Origin of the sequence: Actinomadura alba (genome assembly GCF_014323705.1) — a bacterium.
Lineage (GTDB): Bacteria > Actinomycetota > Actinomycetes > Streptosporangiales > Streptosporangiaceae > Actinomadura_C > Actinomadura_C alba.
This window is the reverse complement of record NZ_JABVEC010000001.1, coordinates 301,130-321,485: the sequence shown is the minus strand read 5'-3', so window position 1 is coordinate 321,485 and position 20,356 is coordinate 301,130. Positions and strand designations below refer to the sequence as shown.

The following is a 20,356-nucleotide window of genomic DNA, read 5'->3' as shown; positions in this document are numbered from 1 at the left end:
AGTGAGCGTCGAACTCGGAATGCCCAGGGTCCGGACCCAGCAGGCTCAGGTGGCCCAGCGCCGCAGGTCCCGCCAGATCATGGTGGGGCGTGACAAGAACGCGGTGGCGGTGGGCGGGGATGCCCCGGTGTCGGTGCAGTCGATGACGACCACGGTGACGGCGGACGTCAATGCCACGTTGCAGCAGATCGCCGAGTTGACCGCCTCGGGCTGCCAGATCGTACGGGTGGCGGTGCCGTCCCAGGACGACGCCGACGCGCTGCCGCAGATCGCCCGCAAGTCGCAGATCCCGGTGATCGCCGACATCCACTTCCAGCCGAAGTACGTCTTCGCCGCGATCGACGCGGGCTGCGCGGCCGTACGGGTGAACCCGGGCAACATCAAGAAGTTCGACGACAAGGTCGGCGAGATCGCTCGTGCCGCCAAGGACGCGGCCGTGCCGATCCGGATCGGGGTCAACGCCGGTTCCCTCGACGCGCGGCTGTTGGAGAAGTACGGCAAGCCGACGCCCGAGGCACTGGTCGAGTCGGCGCTGTGGGAATGCTCACTGTTCGAGGAGCACGACTTCCGCGAGATCAAGATCTCGGTGAAGCACCACGACCCGGTGGTGATGATCGAGGCCTACCGGCAGCTCGCCGCCCGGTGCGACTACCCGCTGCATCTCGGCGTCACCGAGGCGGGCCCGGCGTTCCAGGGCACCGTCAAGTCGGCGGTCGCCTTCGGCGCCCTGCTGGCCGAGGGGATCGGCGACACGATCAGGGTGTCGCTGTCGGCGCCTCCGGTCGAGGAGGTCAAGGTCGGCAACGCGATCCTCGAGTCACTGGGGCTGCGCGAGCGCGGCCTCGAGATCGTGTCGTGCCCGTCGTGCGGTCGTGCGCAGGTGGACGTCTACAAGCTGGCCGAGGAGGTCACGGCGGGCCTGACCGGGTTCCCGGTGCCGCTGCGGGTCGCCGTGATGGGCTGTGTCGTCAACGGGCCCGGCGAGGCCCGCGAGGCCGACCTCGGCGTGGCCTCCGGCAACGGCAAGGGGCAGATCTTCGTCAGGGGCGAAGTGATCAAGACCGTGCCCGAGGCGCAGATCGTCGAGACGCTCATCGAGGAGGCGATGCGGATCGCCGACGAGATGGGCATCGAGGTCGACCCCGATGGTGAAGGCCCGGGTCCCGACGTCGTCGTCTCCTGATCACCGGGCACCCCGCCGCGGTCGTTCCGTCCGGCGGCACCGACATGAGGATCGAGACGTTGCGCGACACCCGGCTGCACATCGCCGCGTTCGCCGACCTGGACGCCGCCACCCTGTACGGCCTGCTGCGTCTGCGCGTGGACGTGTTCGTGGTCGAGCAGGGCTGCCCCTATCCGGAGCTCGACGGGCGTGACACCGAGCCCGGAACGCGGCATCTGTGGCTGACCGACGGGTCCGCCCGCCCGGTCGCGTACCTGCGGATCGTCGACGAGCCCGGCGGCGTGCGGATCGGCCGCGTCGTGACCGCCGTGAACGCGCGAGGCGCCGGGCTCGCCGGGCGGCTGGTCGACGCCGCGCTCGAGACGGTCGGCGACCGGACGGCGCGGTTGCACGCCCAGGTCCACGCCACCGGTCTCTACACGCGGCGGGGCTTCGTCGCCGACGGCGAGACGTTCGTCGAAGACGGCATCGCGCACGTCCCGATGGTGCGCTCCCGGCCGTCCTGAGCCTCCGCCCGTCATGCTCATTCACCGGACGGCCGATCGGGTGCGTCCGCGTTGCCTCGATGTCCGCTAGTGGTCACATCTTCCTTCACATAGCGAACAAAGCTGACAATCTTCCTCTGATGGATCGTTGGCTCGCAGCCGAGCCGATGGCGGAGGGACTTCTGTGAAGAGACTCGCAGTCATGACGGCCACGGTCGTCTGCCTGGTGGGAACCGCGGTCGGAGCGCCGGCGAGGGCGGCGACCACACCCGCGAAGGCCCAGGCCGCATCGGTCGGATCCGTCGCATGGGCCCCGTGCCCGGCCGACGACCCCGCCCTCGGCGGGCTGCTGCAGGGCCTGGAGTGCGGCACTCTCAGCGTTCCGCTGGACTACCGCAAGCCGCACGGCAAGCAGATCGAACTCGCTCTTAGCCGGGCGAAGCACACCTCGCCCGACTCGCTGTACCAGGGCGTCGTGCTGCTCAACCGCGGCGGCCCCGGCGGCTTCGGACGCGATCTGCCCACCCGGTTCGCGAGGGGCACCTTCGGCCTGCCGACCGAGGTCGGCGCACAGTACGACTGGATCGGCTTCGACCCGCGCGGCGTGGCGGGCAGCGAGCCGGCCATCGCCTGCGACCCGAGTTACCTCTACCCCGGCAAGGCGCGGGCCGACTACGTGCCCGCGAACAAGGCCGAGGAGGACGCCTGGCGGGCCCGAGCCGGTGCCTACAGCGCGGACTGCGGCGCGAAGTACGCAGCGGTGCTGCCGCACCTCGACACCGAGAACGTCTCGCGCGACATGGACCGGATCCGCACGGCGCTCGGTGCCCCGCAGATCAACTACTTCGGGTACTCCTACGGCACCTACCTCGGCTCGGTGTACGCCTCGATGTACCCCTCGCGGGTGCGGCGCATGGTGCTCGACAGCGTCGTACGGCCGAGCGGCGTCTGGTACGAGGACAACCTGGACCAGAACGAGGCCTTCGAGAAGCGCGCCGACATCTTCTTCGGGTGGATCGCCCGGCATCACGCCGTGTACGGACTCGGCGCCACCGCCGGCGCGGTGGAGCGCAACTACTACCGGGGCATGGCGAAGATCGAGAAGAATCCGGTGGACGGCAGGATCGGCCCGTCGGAGTACAACGACATCTTCGTGGCGGACGCCTACCGCAACTACACGTGGCCCGACCACGCGCAGGTGCTCGCCGACTACGTGCTGCGCGACGACCCTCAGGGCCTTCGGGACAACTTCGGCGAGCCCGCCTGGCTGGACCAGAACAGCTACGCGATCTATCTCGCCGTCCAGTGCAGGGACGCCTCCTGGCCGCGGGACTGGAGCCGGTGGCATGCCGACCACTCCACGCAGTACGGCAAGGGCTACAAGTTCCTGACCTGGAACAACGCCTGGTACAACGCCCCCTGCGCCACGTGGCCGGTCAAGGGCGGCCCGCCGGTGCGGGTCGGCGGCGACGCGCGCGGCCCGGACATCGTCCTGGTCCAGCCGGAGAACGACGCCGCGACCCCGTACGGCGGAGCCCTCGAGGTGCACAAGCGGTTCCCCTCCTCGCGCCTGATCGTGGAGAAGGGCGGCAACAACCACGGCGCCTCGCTGTCGGCGAACGGCAACGCCTGCCTGAACGAGCTCGTCTCGGCCTACCTCGGCGACGGGACGCGGCCGGCGGCGCGGCCGGGTCCCGACGCGACGTGCGCGGCGAACCCCGCTCCCGAACCGGCGTTCACCACGTCGGCGGCCACGGCCGCACCCGCCGCGTACGAACCGCCGCTCGTCCCATGACCGATCAGGGCCGCTCCCCCGGAGACGGGGGCGCGGCCCTGGTAGTTTCCGAATGAATATCACGGTTTTGCATAGCTTTGGTCGACATCTATCGCGAAATCGCCCATCGGCAGCACAATCGCCGTCGGCAAGCACGCGGGCGCATTGGTGCGCCCGCGCCGACAAGGGGGTTTCGTGAAGAAGCTCGTACTCACCACAGCCGCGGTGAGCCTGGGGTTGGGCACCCTGGCCCTCGCGGTTCCGGCAGGGGCTTCGGGCGGCTCCGCGCCACGCGCGAAGGAGACCGTCGCCTGGACCCAATGCCCGGCCGACAATCCCTACCTCGAGAACGCGCAGTGCGCGCAGGTCGAGGTGCCGCTGGACCACCGCAAGCCGCACGGCAAGAAGATCTCGGTGGCGATCTCTCGGGTGAAGCACACCGCGCCCGACTCCGAGTACCGGGGCGTGCTCTTCGGCAACCCGGGCGGTCCCGGCGGCAGCGGCCTCTACCTCTCCGGTGGCCTGGCGAGCTGGCTCGCTCCGGAGACCGCCGCGAAGTACGACATCATCGGGTTCGACCCTCGGGGCGTCGGCGCCAGCAAGCCCGCGCTGACCTGCGACCCGGACTTCTCCGCCCCGGTGCGGCCCGACTACGTGCCGGCGTCGGCGAAGGAGGAGCTCGCCTGGATCAAGAAGTCCAAGGCGTACGCCGAGGCCTGCGGCAAGAAGTTCGGCTGGCTGCTCCCGTACATGCGCACCACTGACGCGGCCCGCGACGTCGACGCCATCCGCGCGGCGCTCGGCGTCAGCAAGATCAACTACTACGGCTTCTCGTACGGCACCTATCTCGGCGCCACGTACTCGACGCTGTTCCCGCAGCGGGTCGGCCGCATGGTGCTGGACGGCAACGTCGATGTGCGGACCGTCTGGTACGACGCGCAGCTGGAGCAGGACAAGGCGTTCGAGCGCAACATCGAGCTGTACTTCGGCTGGATCGCGAAGTACGACTCGGTCTACCACCTCGGCAAGACCGCCGCGGCCGTCGAGAAGGCCTACTACAGGCTGCTCGCCCAGGCGGAGAAGAAGCCGCTGGGCGGCAGGGTCGGACCCGCGGAGCTCACCGACACGCTGCTGAACGCCGGCTACTCGACCGGCTGGTACGAGGCCCCGGCCGAGGCGCTCGCCGCCCAGATCAACGACGGCGACTCCAGCAAGCTGGTCTACCTCTTCGACAACTACATCGCGTCGACCGACGACAACGGCTTCGCGGTCTACCTCGCCGTGCAGGCGGTCGACGCCCCGTGGCCGCGGAAATGGAGCACGTGGCACCGCGACGCGGTCAAGCTCTACAAGGCCGGCGTCACATTCGAGACCTGGGGCAACGTCTGGTTCAACGCTCCGATCGCCTTCTGGCCGGTCAAGGGCGGCCCCGCCCTGAAGATCAACGGCAAGGGCATGCCGCCGGCGCTGCTCGTCCAGTCCACCCTGGACGGCGCGACGCCGTACCCCGGCGGCGAGCAGATGCACAAGGTGCTGCCGTCCCGTCTGATCGCCGAGGTCGGCGGAAAGACGCACTCCAACACGCTCAACGGCAACGCCTGCCTCGACGACCGGGTCAACGCCTACCTGTCCACCGGCGCCCTGCCGGCGGACCGGCCAGGTAACGGTCCGGATGTCAGCTGCGCGGCGCTGCCGGACCCCGACCCGACCGCCGCCACCATGCGGGCCAAGTCGGCGGGCGGCTCACCGCGTGCTGAGGTGATCTTCGGCCGTCCATGATCCGGGCGTAACGCGTCGCGGCATCACCCCGGAGGCCCCCGTCGAATCGGCGGGGGCCTCCGGCATACCGGTGAACCGGATTCGGGCTCCGGGTCCTACTCTTGTAGCCGTGGCGTCGATGACATCCAGGGACGGGTGGACCATGCGCATGCTGGGTGCGTTGCCGGTACGGGTGCTCGACGATCGGTACCGCGACGAGGTCCTCGATCTCCTGGACTCGGCCCCCGTCTCGAACGTGTTCGTCAGCTCGCGGGTGCACGCCGTGGGGCTCGATCCGGGCCGCCTCGGCGCGCAGATGTGGGGTTACGCGCGCGACGGCCGGCTGGCCTCGCTCTGCTACTCCGGCGCCAACCTGATCCCGATCGCCGCCACCTCCGACGCCATACGCGCGTTCGCCGAGCGAGCGCGGTCGCAGGGCCGCCGGTGCTCCTCGATCGTCGGCCCGGTCGAGGCGGTCACCGAGATGTGGGAGGCGCTCTCGCCCTACTGGGGGCCGCCGCGCGCCGTCCGCGCGAACCAGCCGGTGATGGCCACCTCGGTACCGCCGATGATCGAGCCCGATCCGGCCGTCCGGCGGGTCCGGATGGAGGAGTTCGACATCATCTATCCGGCCTGCGTGGCGATGTTCACCGAGGAGGTCGGCGTCTCACCGCACTCGGGCGACGGCGGTGTGCTCTACCGGGCCCGGGTGGCCGAGCTGATCAGGGCCGGCCGGTCGTTCGCCCGGATCGAGGACGGCCGCGTTCTGTTCAAGGCCGAGATCGGCGCCGTCACGCCGCACGCCTGCCAGGTACAGGGCGTCTGGGTCGATCCGGACCTGCGCGGCCGCGGCCTGTCGGTGCGGGGGATGGCCGCGCTGGTCCGCGCCTCGCTGAGGGAGATCGCACCGACCGTCACGCTGTACGTCAACGACTACAACACCAGGGCGCGGGCCGCCTATCAGCGGGTCGGCTTCACCGAGGTCGACTCCTTCATGTCCGTGCTCTTCTGAGCCGTACCGCTCACCGGCCGCCTTGCCGGACATCACAGATTCGGCACTATCGGTCACAATAAGTGACGGCAACCGGCTAACGTTCCTATCGCCGAGCGGCGGTATGCGCGATATCTGCTCGACCGGAATAAGGAAGAGGAGTGATCGGTGGTGGACGGCGTCAAGCGGTGGGCTGACATCAAGCACAAGCACATCGCCAGGGTGGGAGCGCAGGAGGTCGCCGAAGGCCGTGACCGCTTGCTCGCCCAGGCTCGCGGTCACCGGCTCGCTGAGACGCGGCAACGGCGAGGGATGACCCAGGCGCAGGTCGCCGACGCCATGGGCGTCACGGCGAGCCGGGTCAGCCAGATTGAACGGGGCGAGGTCACGGATGTCGGCGTGGACGTGATCTCGCGGTACATCATCGCCCTCGGCGGCCGCCTCGAGCTCGTGGCCGACTTCGGGACCGAGCGGATGGCCGTCGGCTGACCGGCCTCACCTGCCTCACCGGACGAGGCGGTCGAGGAGCCGGTCGAGTTCACCGGCCGGATCGTCGGTGACGCCCGCGTGCACCGGGCCGGGCTGCACGATCGTGCTGCGCGGTGCGGTAAGCCAGCGGAACCGGCGGCCGGGGGGCTCTTTCGCCGCCTGGCCGGCCTTCTCACCGCCGCAGCAGATCAGATCGATGGCCCGCAGCGCCGCGCGCACACCGTCGAGATCGAGGTGCGGGTCGAGGGCCAGCAGCCGCCGCTCCGCGAGATGGGTGCGGCAGCCGAGGAAGTCCTTCGTCTGGCAGTAGACCAGCACACCGACGTTCACCGTCTCGCCGCGTTCGATACTCGGGATGACCCTCAGCACCGCGTACTCGTACACGGCGCCGCCACCACCCTTCGGCCCGCTCACGCCGCGCCACCTCCGAGCCACTCGGGCCGGCCGGTGCGCGACGACGGCGTACGACCGTTGGCGCCCGCGTCGCCGACGCCCGGCAGCCACGCGCGCGGAGCGGCGGCCCGCGCCAGCAGCTGCTCCACGTAGGCGTCCCGGACGGCTTGGGCGTCGGCGAACCCCGGCTCGCCGTCCAGCCATCGCTCGGGGACCAGCCCGACCACCTCGCGCAGCAGCTCCTCGGTCATTCGCGAGGCCAACTCGGCGTCGGCCTCGGGCAGCCGGGTGGCGAATCGCGTGAGCACGTGGTCGTCGACGTCGTAGGGGCGGGTGATGAGCTTGCCCGCGTTCGCCCACGCGTGGTGGAAGTACAGGCTGGCACCGTGGTCGATGAGCCAGACGTCGCCGTGCCAGACCAGCATGTTCGGGTTGCGCCAGCTGCGGTCGACGTTGGCGATGAACGCGTCGAACCACAGGACGCGGCTGGCCCACGCGGCCTCGGCCGTCCAGCCCAGCGGGTCGTAGCCGAGCGACCCGGGCAGGAAGTCGACCCCGAGGTTCCAGCCCGTGCTGGCCTTGAGCAGCGCCTGGACCTCCTCGTCGGGCTCGTGCCGGCCGATCACCGGGTCGAGGTCGACGATGGCCTGGTCGGGTACCCGGAAGCCGAGCCGCCGCGCCAGCTCACCGGCGATGATCTCGGCGATGAGGGCCTTGCGGCCCTGCCCGGCGCCGGTGAACTTCATGACGTACGTGCCGAGGTCGTCGGCCTCCACCACTCCGGGCAGAGAGCCGCCCTCACGCAGCGGCGTCACGTAGCGGGTGGCGGTCACGAAAGGGAGCACGCGGTCACGGTACCGGCTGAGTGGTTGACACACGTGGCAATTTCGATATCCAATATATTGCATGCCTTCATCGCCGTTGAGACGCGTCGACCGCTCGCTGCTGCGGGACGAGGCGTACGTCCTGTTGCGGGACGCCATCGTCGCGGGCGACCTCGCACCGGGCGAGATCATCCGTGACGTCGAGCTCGCCGAGCGCGTGGGCCTGTCGCGTACGCCCGTGCGAGAGGCTCTGGCCAGGCTGACGGACGAGGGGCTGGTCGAGGCGAAGCCGCACAGCTGGACCCGGGTCACCCCGCTCGTGGTGCGCGACGTGCGCGATGCCCATGTCGTCGTGTGCGCCATGCACGAGCTCGCAGTGCGCGAGGCGGTCCCGGTGATGTCCGAGGCGGACATCGGGCGGATGCGCGAGGCCAACGCGGCGTTCGCCGCCGCGCTCGACGCGGGAGACGTCGCCGCGGCGCTCGCGGCCGATGACGCCCTCCACCACGTGCCGGTCGGCGTGACCGGCAACAGGGCGCTCGCCTCGACGATCGAGCGCCATCTGCCGCTCATCCGGCGGCTGGAGCGGCTGCGCTTCGCCTCCCTGCCCGGCCGGCGGTCGATCGCCATGCACGACCGGCTCATCGACGCCTGCGCCGCCGGCGACGTGGTGGCGGCGGTCGCGTTGACTCGCGAGAACTGGACAACGCTCGGCGAACTGCTCGAGCGGGAAGGCGAGACGGAGACCACATGACCACCGCGGACCCGATGACGACCCTCGACTCCTTCCCCCGCGAGCGGCTGCTGCTCGGCCCCTCGCCCGTGCATCCCCTGCCGAGGCTCACCGAGCACCTCGGCGGCGCGCGCCTGTGGGCGAAGCGCGAGGACTGCAACTCCGGGCTGGCCTACGGCGGCAACAAGACGCGCAAGCTGGAGTACCTCGTCGCGGACGCCCTCGCCCAGGGTTGCGACACGCTCGTGTCGATCGGCGGGGTGCAGTCGAACCACACCCGGCAGGTTGCCGCGACGGCCGCGCGGCTCGGGCTGAAGTGCGTGCTCGTGCAGGAGAGCTGGGTGGACTGGTCCGACCCCGTCTACGACCAGGTCGGCAACATCCTGCTGTCCCGGCTCCTCGGCGCCGAGGTGCGCCTCGTCGAGGCGGGGTTCGGGATCGGGATCAAGGAGAGCTGGGAGCGGGCCCTGCAGGATGTCGAGGAGGCGGGCGGGCGGCCGTACGCGATTCCTGCGGGCGCCTCGGACCATCCGCTCGGCGGGCTGGGCTTCGCCGGCTGGGCGCGTGAGGTCGCCGAACAGGAGCGTGAACTCGGCGTCTTCTTCGACACCGTCGTCGTGTGCTCGGTCACCGGCAGTACCCAGGCCGGGATGATCGCCGGCTTCGCGCTGGACGGCCGCCCGCGGCGCGTCATCGGCATCGACGCGTCGGCCAAGCCCCGCGAGACGTGGGAACAGATCGCCCGGATCGCCCGCGACACCGCCGCGCGGATCGGTCTCGGCCGCGACCTGGCCGACGACGAGATCGTGCTCGACGAGCGCTTCCACGCCGGAACCTATGGCGTGCCCGACGAGGGCACGCTCGACGCGATGCGGCTCGTCGCCGGGCTGGAGGGCATGATCACCGACCCGGTGTACGAGGGGAAGTCGATGGCCGGGCTGATCGGCCTCGTCGCCGGCGGCGAGATCGAGCCCGGCTCGAACGTGCTCTACGCCCATCTCGGCGGTCAGCCGGCTCTCGACGGCTACCGCACGCTGTTCCCGTGATCGGGTGACCGGTGCCCCTTCTTGCGGCGTGCGTCAGTGCGACCTCGTAGGCTCTCAGCAACGTGATCGAAGGGATGTCGTGGAAGACCCGACGGGTATATCAGCGCTGGCCAAGGTCCTGCCTCCGGATCTCGGCGCAGACGAGGAGATCGACTGGTCGGCGGCCGAGGCGCGGTGGGGCAAGCGGTTCCCGCGTGACTACATGGCCTTCATGTCCATCTACGGCGCCGGTTCCTTCGCCGAGGTCAGCGTCCTCATGCCGTTGCCCAAGGAGTACATCCAGTGGGACCCCGGAACCTTCGAGGAGGAGACGGAGAACGCCCGTGACACCTGGGAGATGCTGGACGGCCAAGAAGGCCTCGACATCGACCCGGACCACATCCTCGCCTGGGGCATCACCTCGGGCCCCGACATCTTGTGCTGGCTGACCACCGACCCCGACCCCGACAACTGGCCCGTCCTGGTCTGTGGCCGACACACCCAAGACGACTTCACTCTCTTTCCCTGCGGCATGGTCGAATTCCTCCACAGGCTGCTCCTGGACGAGTACGACCCCTACCCCCTCAGCATCGACCTCCGCGACGCCTCTCCGCGCTACGTGCACTGGCTTGAACAACAAAAACGCTGGAAGGCGGGCTTGGACCGCTACTCCGGTGAACCACGATCAACCCACCATTAGCGTCTGTCGCGTGCCGGCTACGCGCTCACCACGCACCACCGAATCTGCGGGCCCGCATCCGGGGGTTCGTCACCAGGCCGATGTAGACGCCCGCCCTGTTCCGACGTTCCGCCCGTTCCTCAAGGGCCCTGCGGCGGGGGGTCAGGGCAGGTCGTGTTCGCTCGCCTTGACGCGGCGGATGAACGCTCGCCAGCCGACGGTGTCGAAGATTCACGTGACCGCGCTGACAAGGGAGAACGCATCTACCAAGGCGCCATGAGCAATGGTCAATACCTGTGGATCAGGATCTTGGTGGCGTGTGGTTGCCGGGGGGTGGTTTTCAGCCTCGGGTGAGCTGAGCCATGAGATGTTCACCTTCTGAGATCACCCAGTACTCGGTGAACCGGTTTCCGGAGATCCGTAGTAGGTCGTGCCCGGAGAACTCAACGGGGGTGCCGGCGGGCGCGGTCGCGCCGGGCAGAGCGTGCTTGCCGGCGACGTAGGTGCCGCGGCCGGTCCATCGAGCGGCGACCAGGTCTCCGGCGGCGATGGGGCCAAGCTGGGGGGTGAAGGTGAGACCGGTGAAGGGCAGGCGGCCTTGCCGAACGATGTCGGCCAGTGCGTCCGGGCCGCGGACCAGAGCGGGCTGGCCTGGCCAGTTCCCGACGAAGTCTTCGCTGACCAAGCTTGCAGCAGCTGCCGCAAGGTCGTTCAGGTCACCGTTCCATAGTTCAGTCAGCCACCGCTGGTAGAGCGTAGCGGCCGCTGTGGCCGCGTCCTGGTTCATCCGGTTTCCCTTCCTCATGTGGACGACTGGCTGTGCAAGCAATAGTCAAGACCTGTTGGATCAAGAACTTAGGCTGCTTCGGGTTGGGGCTCGTCGTCGGGTCGTTCGACGAGTTTGCCGTTGGTGAACGTTGCGCCGGTGCGGACGAGGGCGACCAGGTGAGGTGCGTTCACCGATTTCAAGCATTGCTCAGGGGCGCCATCGACGTCGCCTCGTGCTCTGCGTCGTAGTCATTCTTGCCGCCGAACCCGACTGAGTAGTCCCCGACGTAGAGGGTCCTGTCACACGTGAGTTGCTGGAACAGTTCCCGGAGATTACGCGCGACGACGCCGATCCCGCCTTCGTCTCCGAACACCACAACGGGCAGTGTCGCCAGGTCAGCGCGGTGGTCGATGCGCCAGAGGACGTAGATGGAACCCGATTTGTTGGCGTTCGCGAAGGCGAGGAGATTGTCGAGGAACTCGGGATCTTCCGACCAGGTGTCGATTCCGCACGTGTCGCCGAAATCCGTCAGGTGGAACCCGCGCGAGATGTTCCCGCCTGCGATGCGTTCTTGCAGTTCCTTGAGCAGGTTCAGTTCCGGGACGGGGGCCGCATCCATCGATGCTCTCCCAGAACCCGAGATCGAGATCCACGGGACAGGCCCTTGGGCGTGTTTCGAAGTCAGTGGAATTCCAGGCCGAAGTGCTTTCGCATCGCCTCCGCCTGCTCCGGCGTGGCGAGGACCAAGATGCTGTCGTAGTGGCGGTGTTCCTCGCGTTCAAAGTCGACGATGCGGAACGAGCGGGGGTCGTTGTCGGGGGAGAGGTGGTCGATGGCGTCGCAGGCCGCCAAATGGTCGTAGTACTGGTCCGAATAGTGCTCGGCTGAGATGGAAACGAGCTCACCGTTCCGTTCAAACTCCAGGACGTCGTCGCGGGACCCGGCGACGAACTCGCCTTCGTGGAGCCGGACGTTGGCGACGATGATCGCGCCGCCGGTGAGCGCGGCCGCTCTCTGCAGGAGGTTGGCGTAGCCCTCCTCCAGATAGTCGATGTCGTCCGCGTGGACCGAGACCGCAAGACCGAAGGCCTCAAGGGCGCATGCGACCTCGTAGGGATTCAGCCTGTCGTGCGCGTACTCGGCGAACCGCGCGAGAACGGCCAGCGCCCTCTCCCGCGACAGCATGCCCGATCTCTGGAGGACCGCAGCCATACGTTCGTACGTGATCGTCAAAGTGTCCGACATGGGGGAATCCTGGCAGACGAACGATCACCCATGGCCGCATTCGAGAGAGCATCATTAGTCGGCTCAAACGCCACCGCACAGTCGCCACCCGGTTCGACAAGCTCGCCGTTCGCCACGAAGCCACCCCCACATTGCCGTCCTCAACGACTGGCTGCCGACCTCACTTTGAAACAGGCTCTATACAGGAGGGCGTGTTGCGAAAGTGCTGGTCGGAAAAGCGTTTGACGCCCGTCGGCGTCCGGCGGTCGGATGACGTGCCATGAGCACAGGGCAGATGCATCCCGGCATGCACCCCATTGACGACGACCTTGTACGGCGGCTGATCGCCGGGCAGTTCCCGCAGTGGGCGCGGCTGGCGGTGGAGCGGTTTCCGTCCGGCGGCACGGTCAACGCCATGTACCGGCTGGGCGACGACATGGTCGTACGGCTGCCGCTGGTGCAGGGCGGGGCCAACGACGTGTCGATGGAGCGGACGTGGCTGCCCCGACTCGCCCCCCACCTGCCCACGCTCATCCCCGAGGTGCTCGGGGATGGGGAGCCCGCCGAGGGCTATCCGTGGCCGTGGTCGGTGTACCGGTGGCTGGTGGGGGAGAATCCCGAGGCGGGGGCACTGAGTGAGCCGGTGCTGCTGGCCGAGGATCTGGCCGCGTTCGTTGCGGTGATGCGGAGCATCACCCTGCCAGGTGCGCCGCAGGCCCACCGCGGTGGGCCGGTCGCCTCGCTCGACGCGGAGACCCGGGCGGCGATCGAGGAACTGCGCGGGATCCCGCAGGAGGGCGTCGACTGCGATGCCGCCGCCGCCGTATGGGAAGAGGCACTGCGGGCCCCGGACTGGGACGGGCCGCCGGTGTGGCTGCACGCTGATCTCATGCCGGGCAACCTGCTGGTGGACGGTGGCAGGCTGACCTCGGTAATCGACTTCGGGTGCCTGGGGGTGGGCGATCCGGCCTGCGATCTGTTCCCGGCGTGGAATCTGCTGCCGGCCAATGCGAGGGAAGTCTTCCGCGAGGCGCTGGGCGTGGACGACGCGACCTGGATCCGCGGCCGGGGGCGGACGCTCTCGCAGGCGCTGATCGCGCTGCCGTACTACCGGAAGACGAACCCGGCGATGGCGCACAACGCCCGGCACGTGATCCGGGCGGTGCTGGACGAAGGCTGAGGCATCCCACTGTGTGTTGGGACCGTGCTGGTATCACGCGCCGTGACTCCGTCACGGAGAGCGCGTGGCCGCGTAGCGACTCATACCGTACGGCACAGTCCGCGACCGCACGCGGCTCCTGGATCAGATTGCCCTGCCCCGCGGCCTCGGCATAGGCGACATCGGGTGAGTCATCGAATCCGAGGAGGGTGAAGCTGGCCGACAGCGCTCCTTCTCAGGGTCAGGGCAGGTCGTGTTCGCTGGCCTTGACGCGGTGGACGAACGCCCGCCAGTCGGCGGCGTCGAAGGTGAGCTTGGCGCCGCCGGGGTTCTTTGAGTCCCGTACGGCGATCGAGGGGCCGAGACCGGCGACCTCGACGCACTGACCGCCCTCGGCGCCACTGCGACTGCTCTTGCGCCACTGGGCGGCCGACATGTCCATCACAGGTCCTCCAACGCTGTCTCGATCTGGCGCCGTTTCGAAGATCAGGTCAGGTCGTATTCGCTCGCCTTGACGCGGTGGACGAAGGCCCGCCAGCTTGCGGCGTCGAAGGTGAGCTTGGCGCCGCCGGGGTTCTTTGAGTCCTGGACCGCGATCGCCGGGTCGAGGCTCGCGACCTCGACGCACTGCCCGCCATCTCCACCGCTATGGCTGCTCTTGCGCCATTGGACGGCCGACACGTCCTTCACAGGTCCTCCATCACCTTCTCGATCAGGTGCCGCGACTCCGCCACCGAGAGCGCATGGCCGCGCAGCGTCTCATACCTTATGGCACAGTCCGCGACGGCATGGGGCTCCTGGATCAGGTTGCCCTGCCCGGCGGCCTCGGCGTAGGCGACTTCGGATGAGCCATCGAATCCGAGGAGGGTGAGGCTGGCCGACAGCGCCCCTACGTACTGGTCGGTGGTGTGGCGCGGCAGGATCTGGATCATGGTGTGCGGGTGTTCGCCGAGCTCCAGCAGGTGGCGGAGCTGGTCGCGCATGACGGCGGGACCGCCGACGGTGCGGCGCAGCACCCATTCGTCGATCGTGAGCCACATGCGCGGGGGATGGTCGCCGGTGAGGATCTGCTTGCGCTCCATGCGCGTGGCCAGTGCTGGCTCGACCGCCTCGGGTGCCAGGAACGAGGCCAGCACCGTGCGGGCGTAGTCCGCGGTCTGGAAGAGGCCCGTGATAAGCAGCGCCTCGAAGGTCCGGATCTTCGAAGCCTGCTTCTCGAGCTCCACGTACCGTCGGAATCCCGGCGGTGCCGCCGGACGTCGTCCCGCGCCTTCGATCTCCTCCCACATGCGCTGGAAGGTCCGCGCCGGGATCTTGAAGAAGGTGTCGAGATCGATCGCGGATTCCTTGGAGGGCTTCTTGCCGGTCTCGAGCTTCTCGATCCACTGCGGTGAGCAGCCGAGCGCCTCGGCGAGCTGCGCGCGTGACAGTCCCGCTTCTTCGCGGTGCGCGCGCAGCACGGCGCCGAAGGCTCTGATCAAGGGGTCGCGGGTGTATTCGTGAGCGTCGTCAGACATGGGGGCGTCCTGGGTTGGGTCACGTCCGGATCATGGTGGTCGCGCGGGTGAACGGCGGGTGTGGCCGGTATGTGGCTGAGCGTAGTCAACCACGTGATCCTGGTCACCACGTTCCGGCAGACACCCCGACACGAGGCCCTTGATGGACATGTGCGCGTCCCCTGACGATCAAGATCTTTCCCGGCTCCGCGCCGATCACCCCGGCCATCGCATCTGGCGGTCGGTCCGGTCCGACGGGCGGCTGGGGGACTGGGTCGCGAGCCTGCACGACCCGATGGCCGGCATTGATCCGACGGTCATCCGCTCTACTCCGGCCGAGTTGCGCGAGGCACTCGCGGAGGAACGGGACCGGGCTGCCGCGAAGCGTAATGGGACCCGGTGATGGCGCACCGCTGGGAGCCGCCGTCACCGGCCGAGGCCGTACCACCCCCTCGTCAGGGTGCGGCCTCGCAGGGGAAGACCGAGGCGGTGCGGCCGGTGCGCGTGCCCCCGAGCGCACCGGTCGCACCGCCTTGGGCCGCCAGATGGCGGATGCGCCGTCACCTCGACCGGCTCGCCCGTGAGCTGCGGCGCGCCGGCTGGTCGAGCCTCACGCGGTACGAGGAGTCGCCGCCGTCGCTGCGGGTGTTCGCCGCGCGGGTGCCGTGCGTCGGCGAGACCGTGACCGTCGTGGCGGGCCCGGGGAAGGCGTGGTGGTTCCGGTCGTCGCTCGGACACCGGATCGCGCCGTGTTCCGACGTGGTCGGAGCCGCCTGGGAGATCGCCGTCCTGCTGACGCCGTGGGTTGCCGCCGCGCTCACCCCGAGACGGCGAGGGGCACCGTGACGTACGACCGGGCGATGCCACCTGACCCGAACGTCCCGCCGGAGGCCGCGCGGGCTGCGGCGGTGGCCGCTCTGCGGAAGCACTTCGGCCTGCCGTGCTGGTACGGACCGCATTCCCGCCGGTGGTGGGCCTTCATACCGATCGGCGAGCGGGGACGGCTTGTCGAGGCGGCCACCCCGCAAGAGCTCGCCGAAGCGATCAGCCGCGCTAGGGCGCAGCCGTGACCGTAGGTGACGGGCGCGGATGACCCTTCGGTCACCACTGGTGAACTGTCGGTGACGGTTGGTAGATAGGCCTGCTACTGGATATCGAACAAGACAGGGTGTTGAGTTAACTCAACGCCATGGATATGATCCGTTGGAGAAGGGGACATGAGTCGCCATCCCAACAAGGAGATCAGGGCCGCGATCGAAGAAATGATCCAAGCCGGCTGGCGAATCGAGAAGCGCGAGGGCCATTCCTGGGGGTGTGCCTTCTGTCCCGGGGGCCGGGCAGGATGCAGACCGCCGACGTCGATCTGGTCGACGCCGCGGGTACCGGAGCATCATGCCAGGCAGTTACGGCGCGCGATCGAACATTGCCCCCACCGTGTTCTGCGGACCAGCGAGGGAGAGTGACCACCAGATGCCCACCTACAGCTTCGAGGTGCATTTCACCGGCCCCGCCGGAGGCGATGCCCTCGCAGACGCTCTCTATGAAGCCGGATGGGCTGACGCCACGGTCTCCTTCGACGTCGAGCTCGGCGGCGAAGGATTCGCCGCGTTCGATCGTGAGGCACCCTCGGCCATCGACGCGATCGTGTCGGCCGTCAAGCAGGGACAGGCATGCGGGCTGAACGTGACCGGAGTGAGCGACGACACGGTGTCGCTGGGCGAGATCGCTGAGCGCATCGGCCGGACGCTCGCGGCCGTTGATCACTGGGTCCGGGGCCGCAGAGGGCCGGGAGACTTCCCCGCTCCCAGGGTGCCTCGTGACCGAGCAGCCCTGTGGAGCTGGGCCGAAGTGTCTGCGTGGCTCGTCGCCAATGGACTGGCCGACATCCCTCCGGAGGAGATCGAGACCGCTCGAGTATGCCGCGCCGTCGACATGGTGCTGAGAGCGAGTCATCAGATGTCGGCCGAAGGATGGCGCCGCATCCTGACCGTGGCTTCGACGGCCGCTTGAGTTGCGGCGTGTCGTTGGTTTCACGAGGCGCGCACCCGCGACACGCCGCAACTCAACAAGGCGGCGTCGGGGGCCTACCGTTGCGTTGTGGACGAACTGGTCGATCTGTCGGTGTCCATCGCGTCCGGAATGCCGGTCTATCCCGGTGACCCCGAGGTGTCGGTGACTCCCGCGCTGACGATCGCCGAGTCGGAGGTCAATGTGCTCAGGGTGCACATGGGTCTTTGCTGGTCGAGGGCTACGGCATCCCGCTGGGCCGAGTGCTGGCCCCGGCCAACCGCAACGACTCACCTCTCCTGGCGCCCACCCTGGACCTGCTGGACGACCTCGGCCCGCTGCCCGACAACATCACTGTTCACCTGGACGCGGGCTATGACTCCGGCAAGACCCGCGACCTGCTGGAAGGCCGCGACCTGATCGGCGAGATCGCCCGCAAGGGCGTCAAAGCCCCCGTTCAGGCCACGCAGCGCTGGCACATCGAGCGGACGAACGCATGGCACAACGCCTTCACCCGGCTGGCGCGCTGCTACGAACGGTGTACACGCGTCGTCGAGGCGTTCTTCGACCTGGCCGACGCAATCATCACCGTCTGTAGCCTCATCCGCCGCGCCTGGACCACCCACCGCTGGGACGAGCGCCCCACCAGGCGACCATGACCCTGGGCCCGTCGCGCGAGCATTTAGCCCGGTTGCTTGATGCTCTCGAAGATTCGGGCGAAGCCTTCCTCTCCGTGGCCCGCATCGATCTGGCGCTGGATGAGCCGCTGGACCATGGCGACCACCTCGGTGCTGATGCCCTGGTCGGAACTGGCGGCCAGGAGGTCACTGAGGTTGGAGAACTCAAGGCTCTGCTGCCCCTCGACGGTGTAGTCCCCTCCGTCGATGACCGCAGCGAACCCTTGGAACGCACCGGTCATGGCGGTCTGCCACGGTGCGGCCATGGCGGCGAACTCGCCCGCCGTGATGCCGGCCGGCGCGACCATGGCGGCGCCGTGCATGAATCCGGCGAACATGACGTACATGCCCGCGAGCAGGGCGAGGTCGTACAGAGACGCCAGCCCGGCATCCTTGCCGAAGTAGGTACTGGTTCCCCACAGGTCGAGCAGCGGCTTGTACTGGTCGAAAACGGCGGCCGATCCGCTGTAGAGGATCGATGCCCCGGGCTGGCCGATCATTGCCGGGACGGCCATGATGCCGCCGTCCAGGTACGCGACCCCGGCATCGGCCGCCCAGGCGGCCATCTCGCGCGACTGCTCCGGTGACGTCGTGGTCACGTTGATCAACGTTCGTCCGACCAACTCGTCGGCGAGCGGATCGAGCACCTCGTGGACCGACGCGTGGTCCAGCAGGCATGCAATCACCAACCGGCTGGCCCGGACCGCGTCGCCTGCCGTGGCGGCCGCCTGCGCCCCCTGCGCAACCAGGTTGTCCGCCTTTCCCGCTGAGCGGTTCCAGACCGTTGTCGCGTGTCCGGCCTCCACCAAGGCGGCTGCGAGAACGTTACCCATCGCGCCCAGTCCGAGAACGCTCACCTGGACGCTGTCGTTGGTTGTCATGTTTCGGGGCTCCCCTCGTGTTCGTCGTTCGGGGAGATCCTCTCCGCTGCCGGTAGGGTTGACCAGTACCGACTAATTAGTCAGATACCCACCTGAAGGTAAGTAGGCCTTGGAGGGGCGGATGGCAACTTCAGCACGACGTGGCCCCTACTTCTGCGGCATTGACACCGCGATGGACGTAGTCGCCGGGAAGTGGAAGTCCCTGATCCTTTGGGAGTTGCACAACTACGGGACCCGCCGGTTCGCCGAGCTCCGACGCGGTCTGCCGGGCGTCAGCGAAAAGATGCTGATTCAACATCTGCGGGAGATGGAAGAAGACGGGCTCGTGCATCGGGAGGTGTACCGCGAGGTGCCGCCGAAGGTGGAGTACTCCCTGACGGAGCACGGCGTCTCGCTCAACGCTGCCCTGGCCCCCCTGGGAAGATGGGGCACCGAACGCATGCGGCGGATCGGGGCCGAAAAGGTCTCCGTTAACGTTGCCGCGACGGTTCGGCGATAGAAGCGGATGGGCCGGATCGTAGATCGGGCGCTGTGGCAGCACCACGAATCGGTCCCACAGGGGGTCGGTCAGCCATGATGGCAGTGCAGGCACAGGTCTCCCGGCGATCACAGAGCGTCGCAACTCCGTGATCACCAGGCTCGGTGCCTGTTCTGCTCCTGGGGTTCTCCATCGCGCCTATCCGCGCGAGCTCTTACCACGTGGACGACGCCCTGCCGAGGCTGGACGAAACCCACCAGAGACGATCGACGATGTGCTGAGCGCGCTCGAGCGTGCCGGCCTGGTGGAGTCGGTTGCCGCGTTGCGGACACGGCCTGAGCGGTAAGTCCTCCCTCGCCCTCAGACCCGCACTTGGATCGTGAGTCGTGTGTCACGGCAATGGACGGCAGCCCCGCCGAGGGGCCTACCGTGGCGGTGTGGACGAGCTGGTCGATCTGTCGGTGCCCATCGCGTCGGGAATGCCGGTCTATCCAGGTGACCCCGAGGTGTCGGTGGCGCCCGCGCTGACGGTTGCCGAGGCGGGGGTCAATGTGCTCCGGGTGCACATGGGCTCGCAGTCGGGTACCCATGTCGACGCGCCGTACCACGTGGACGACGCCCTGCCGAGGCTGGAGGATCTGCCGCTCGGGCGGTTCACGGGCCCGGTGGTGGTGGCCGACGTGCGCGGGCTCGCGCCGCGCGCGCCCATCGGTGCCCGTCTCCTCGAAGGGGTGGCGGATCGGCTGCGCCCCGGCGTGGTCCTGCTGTTCGCCACGGGCTGGTCCGCGCACTGGGGGAGCGATGACTACCTGGCGCACCCCTGGCTGGAGCCGGCCACCGCCGAGGCCGTCGTCGCGGCCGGAGTCCGTACGGTCGGCATCGACGCGCTCAGCGTCGATCGCACCCCAGGGGAGGGGGAGGATTTCTCGCTCGCCGCCCACCGGGCGCTGTGCGGAGCCGGGGCCGTCATTGCCGAGAACCTCACCGGTCTCGACCGGCTGCTGCGGGCGCAGGCGTCGGGCATGGCGATCGAGGTCACCCTGTTCCCGCTTCCGCTGGCCGCCGCCGACGGAGCGCCCGTACGCGCCGTCGCCCGTGTCGGCGCACGGCCGCTGTAGAGCGCCGGCGCGGACGGTCTGACGGCACTACGGGGACCGCCAGGGGCGAGGCGGGGCGCCGTCAAGGATCGCCGCACCAGGGGCGGCGTAGCCGAGGTGGTGGTCCCCGCCTGTTGGGCCATAGAAGTTGAGCGTGGGGCATGACTCAGATACGCCAGAAACCCGGGCTGGTGGCATGGACCCGGGTGGAGGGCCGGGAGCTCCGATTTGACC

General features: G+C 68.7%; 26 protein-coding genes and 3 pseudogenes. 18 read left to right on the top strand and 11 right to left on the bottom strand.

Features of this window, described 5'->3' with window-relative positions:
• Position 1 precedes the first annotated feature (1 nt).
• The 6 genes from ispG to relB all read left to right on the top strand — a co-directional run bounded on the left by ispG (position 2) and on the right by relB (position 6,680).
• Positions 2-1,183, top strand: a complete 1,182-nt coding sequence (gene ispG, locus HKK74_RS01585) for a flavodoxin-dependent (E)-4-hydroxy-3-methylbut-2-enyl-diphosphate synthase (protein ID WP_312881166.1) — start codon at positions 2-4, stop codon at positions 1,181-1,183.
• 44 nt (positions 1,184-1,227) lie between these two features.
• Positions 1,228-1,689, top strand: coding sequence for a GNAT family N-acetyltransferase (locus HKK74_RS01580; RefSeq protein WP_187241099.1), 462 nt, complete (start codon positions 1,228-1,230; stop codon positions 1,687-1,689).
• 181 nt (positions 1,690-1,870) lie between these two features.
• Positions 1,871-3,463 (top strand): alpha/beta hydrolase, encoded by a 1,593-nt coding sequence (locus HKK74_RS01575; protein WP_222721739.1) that lies wholly within the window; start codon positions 1,871-1,873, stop codon positions 3,461-3,463.
• A gap of 174 nt (positions 3,464-3,637) precedes the next feature.
• Positions 3,638-5,221 carry an alpha/beta hydrolase gene (locus HKK74_RS01570; RefSeq protein WP_187241096.1) on the top strand — a complete coding sequence of 528 codons (1,584 nt, stop codon included), beginning with the start codon at positions 3,638-3,640 and terminating at the stop codon, positions 5,219-5,221.
• A gap of 148 nt (positions 5,222-5,369) precedes the next feature.
• Positions 5,370-6,212 (top strand): GNAT family N-acetyltransferase, encoded by an 843-nt coding sequence (locus HKK74_RS01565; RefSeq protein WP_187241412.1) that lies wholly within the window; start codon positions 5,370-5,372, stop codon positions 6,210-6,212.
• Positions 6,213-6,359: 147 nt separating this feature from the next.
• Positions 6,360-6,680 (top strand): type II toxin-antitoxin system RelB family anti-toxin, encoded by a 321-nt coding sequence (gene relB, locus HKK74_RS38915; RefSeq protein WP_312881165.1) that lies wholly within the window; start codon positions 6,360-6,362, stop codon positions 6,678-6,680.
• A 15-nt stretch (positions 6,681-6,695) separates the two neighbouring features.
• Here the strand turns inward: relB and HKK74_RS01555 are convergent, their stop codons facing one another.
• Positions 6,696-7,094 (bottom strand): DUF3037 domain-containing protein, encoded by a 399-nt coding sequence (locus HKK74_RS01555; RefSeq protein WP_187241095.1) that lies wholly within the window; start codon positions 7,092-7,094, stop codon positions 6,696-6,698.
• Entirely contained in the window at positions 7,091-7,918 is an 828-nt protein-coding gene (locus tag HKK74_RS01550; protein ID WP_187241094.1) for a HipA family kinase, read from the bottom strand. Before HKK74_RS01550 ends, HKK74_RS01555 begins: the two co-directional genes overlap by 4 nt.
• A 61-nt stretch (positions 7,919-7,979) precedes the next feature.
• On the opposite strand from HKK74_RS01550, the gene HKK74_RS01545 reads away from it, so the two are divergent.
• The 3 genes from HKK74_RS01545 to HKK74_RS01535 all read left to right on the top strand — a co-directional run bounded on the left by HKK74_RS01545 (position 7,980) and on the right by HKK74_RS01535 (position 10,355).
• Positions 7,980-8,651 (top strand): GntR family transcriptional regulator, encoded by a 672-nt coding sequence (locus HKK74_RS01545; protein WP_187241093.1) that lies wholly within the window; start codon positions 7,980-7,982, stop codon positions 8,649-8,651.
• Entirely contained in the window at positions 8,648-9,676 is a 1,029-nt protein-coding gene (locus tag HKK74_RS01540) for a 1-aminocyclopropane-1-carboxylate deaminase (RefSeq protein ID WP_222721738.1), read from the top strand. The genes HKK74_RS01545 and HKK74_RS01540 overlap by 4 nt, the downstream gene beginning before the upstream one ends.
• A gap of 79 nt (positions 9,677-9,755) precedes the next feature.
• Positions 9,756-10,355, top strand: coding sequence for an SMI1/KNR4 family protein (locus HKK74_RS01535; RefSeq protein WP_187241092.1), 600 nt, complete (start codon positions 9,756-9,758; stop codon positions 10,353-10,355).
• A gap of 319 nt (positions 10,356-10,674) precedes the next feature.
• Here HKK74_RS01535 and HKK74_RS01530 read toward each other — a convergent pair whose 3' ends face one another.
• From HKK74_RS01530 to HKK74_RS01520, 3 genes are all read right to left on the bottom strand, one after another.
• Complete coding sequence (locus HKK74_RS01530) at positions 10,675-11,121, bottom strand: ester cyclase (RefSeq protein WP_187241091.1); 447 nt, start codon at positions 11,119-11,121, stop codon at positions 10,675-10,677.
• Between the two features lie 178 nt (positions 11,122-11,299).
• Positions 11,300-11,722: a hypothetical protein gene (locus tag HKK74_RS01525; protein ID WP_187241090.1), complete on the bottom strand. Its 423-nt coding sequence runs from the start codon at positions 11,720-11,722 to the stop codon at positions 11,300-11,302.
• 62 nt (positions 11,723-11,784) lie between these two features.
• Positions 11,785-12,348: a hypothetical protein gene (locus HKK74_RS01520; protein ID WP_222721737.1), complete on the bottom strand. Its 564-nt coding sequence runs from the start codon at positions 12,346-12,348 to the stop codon at positions 11,785-11,787.
• Between the two features lie 259 nt (positions 12,349-12,607).
• Here HKK74_RS01520 and HKK74_RS01515 point away from each other — a divergent pair, with 259 nt between their 5' ends.
• Positions 12,608-13,507, top strand: coding sequence for an aminoglycoside phosphotransferase family protein (locus HKK74_RS01515; RefSeq protein ID WP_187241089.1), 900 nt, complete (start codon positions 12,608-12,610; stop codon positions 13,505-13,507).
• A gap of 43 nt (positions 13,508-13,550) precedes the next feature.
• Here the strand turns inward: HKK74_RS01515 and HKK74_RS41785 are convergent.
• The 4 genes and pseudogenes from HKK74_RS41785 to HKK74_RS01500 form a co-directional block, all read right to left on the bottom strand.
• A pseudogene (locus tag HKK74_RS41785) lies at positions 13,551-13,712 on the bottom strand (Scr1 family TA system antitoxin-like transcriptional regulator); the annotation flags it as partial.
• A gap of 15 nt (positions 13,713-13,727) precedes the next feature.
• A complete protein-coding gene (locus HKK74_RS01510; RefSeq protein WP_187241088.1) occupies positions 13,728-13,928 on the bottom strand; it encodes a DUF397 domain-containing protein in 201 nt (66 codons plus the stop codon).
• Between the two features lie 44 nt (positions 13,929-13,972).
• Entirely contained in the window at positions 13,973-14,176 is a 204-nt protein-coding gene (locus HKK74_RS01505) for a DUF397 domain-containing protein (protein ID WP_187241087.1), read from the bottom strand.
• A complete protein-coding gene (locus HKK74_RS01500; protein ID WP_187241086.1) occupies positions 14,173-15,003 on the bottom strand; it encodes a helix-turn-helix domain-containing protein in 831 nt (276 codons plus the stop codon). Before HKK74_RS01500 ends, HKK74_RS01505 begins: the two co-directional genes overlap by 4 nt.
• 148 nt (positions 15,004-15,151) lie before the next feature.
• Between HKK74_RS01500 and HKK74_RS01495 the strand changes: the two genes are divergently transcribed.
• The 5 genes and pseudogenes from HKK74_RS01495 to HKK74_RS01475 all read left to right on the top strand — a co-directional run.
• Entirely contained in the window at positions 15,152-15,385 is a 234-nt protein-coding gene (locus HKK74_RS01495) for a hypothetical protein (protein ID WP_187241085.1), read from the top strand.
• Positions 15,385-15,828: a hypothetical protein gene (locus HKK74_RS01490; protein WP_187241084.1), complete on the top strand. Its 444-nt coding sequence runs from the start codon at positions 15,385-15,387 to the stop codon at positions 15,826-15,828. Before HKK74_RS01495 ends, HKK74_RS01490 begins: the two co-directional genes overlap by 1 nt.
• Positions 15,825-16,052, top strand: coding sequence for a hypothetical protein (locus HKK74_RS01485; RefSeq protein ID WP_312881163.1), 228 nt, complete (start codon positions 15,825-15,827; stop codon positions 16,050-16,052). Before HKK74_RS01490 ends, HKK74_RS01485 begins: the two co-directional genes overlap by 4 nt.
• A 400-nt stretch (positions 16,053-16,452) precedes the next feature.
• Entirely contained in the window at positions 16,453-16,992 is a 540-nt protein-coding gene (locus HKK74_RS01480; RefSeq protein WP_187241083.1) for a hypothetical protein, read from the top strand.
• 230 nt (positions 16,993-17,222) lie between these two features.
• A pseudogene (locus HKK74_RS01475) lies at positions 17,223-17,648 on the top strand (transposase); the annotation flags it as partial.
• 23 nt (positions 17,649-17,671) lie between these two features.
• On the opposite strand, the gene HKK74_RS01470 reads toward HKK74_RS01475, so the two are convergent.
• Entirely contained in the window at positions 17,672-18,547 is an 876-nt protein-coding gene (locus HKK74_RS01470) for an NAD(P)-dependent oxidoreductase (RefSeq protein WP_187241082.1), read from the bottom strand.
• A 121-nt stretch (positions 18,548-18,668) separates the two neighbouring features.
• On the opposite strand from HKK74_RS01470, the gene HKK74_RS01465 reads away from it, so the two are divergent.
• Positions 18,669-19,046 (top strand): winged helix-turn-helix transcriptional regulator, encoded by a 378-nt coding sequence (locus tag HKK74_RS01465; RefSeq protein WP_187241081.1) that lies wholly within the window; start codon positions 18,669-18,671, stop codon positions 19,044-19,046.
• On the opposite strand, the pseudogene HKK74_RS41235 reads toward HKK74_RS01465, so the two are convergent.
• Positions 19,047-19,139: pseudogene (locus tag HKK74_RS41235) on the bottom strand (IS5/IS1182 family transposase); the annotation flags it as partial.
• Positions 19,140-19,173: 34 nt separating this feature from the next.
• Here HKK74_RS41235 and HKK74_RS42165 point away from each other — a divergent pair.
• Together HKK74_RS42165 and HKK74_RS01455 are read left to right on the top strand one after the other, a co-directional pair.
• Complete coding sequence (locus tag HKK74_RS42165) at positions 19,174-19,371, top strand: VapC50 family PIN domain-containing toxin (RefSeq protein ID WP_486303389.1); 198 nt, start codon at positions 19,174-19,176, stop codon at positions 19,369-19,371.
• Positions 19,372-19,462: 91 nt separating this feature from the next.
• Positions 19,463-20,143, top strand: coding sequence for a cyclase family protein (locus HKK74_RS01455; RefSeq protein WP_187241080.1), 681 nt, complete (start codon positions 19,463-19,465; stop codon positions 20,141-20,143).
• Positions 20,144-20,356 lie beyond the last annotated feature (213 nt).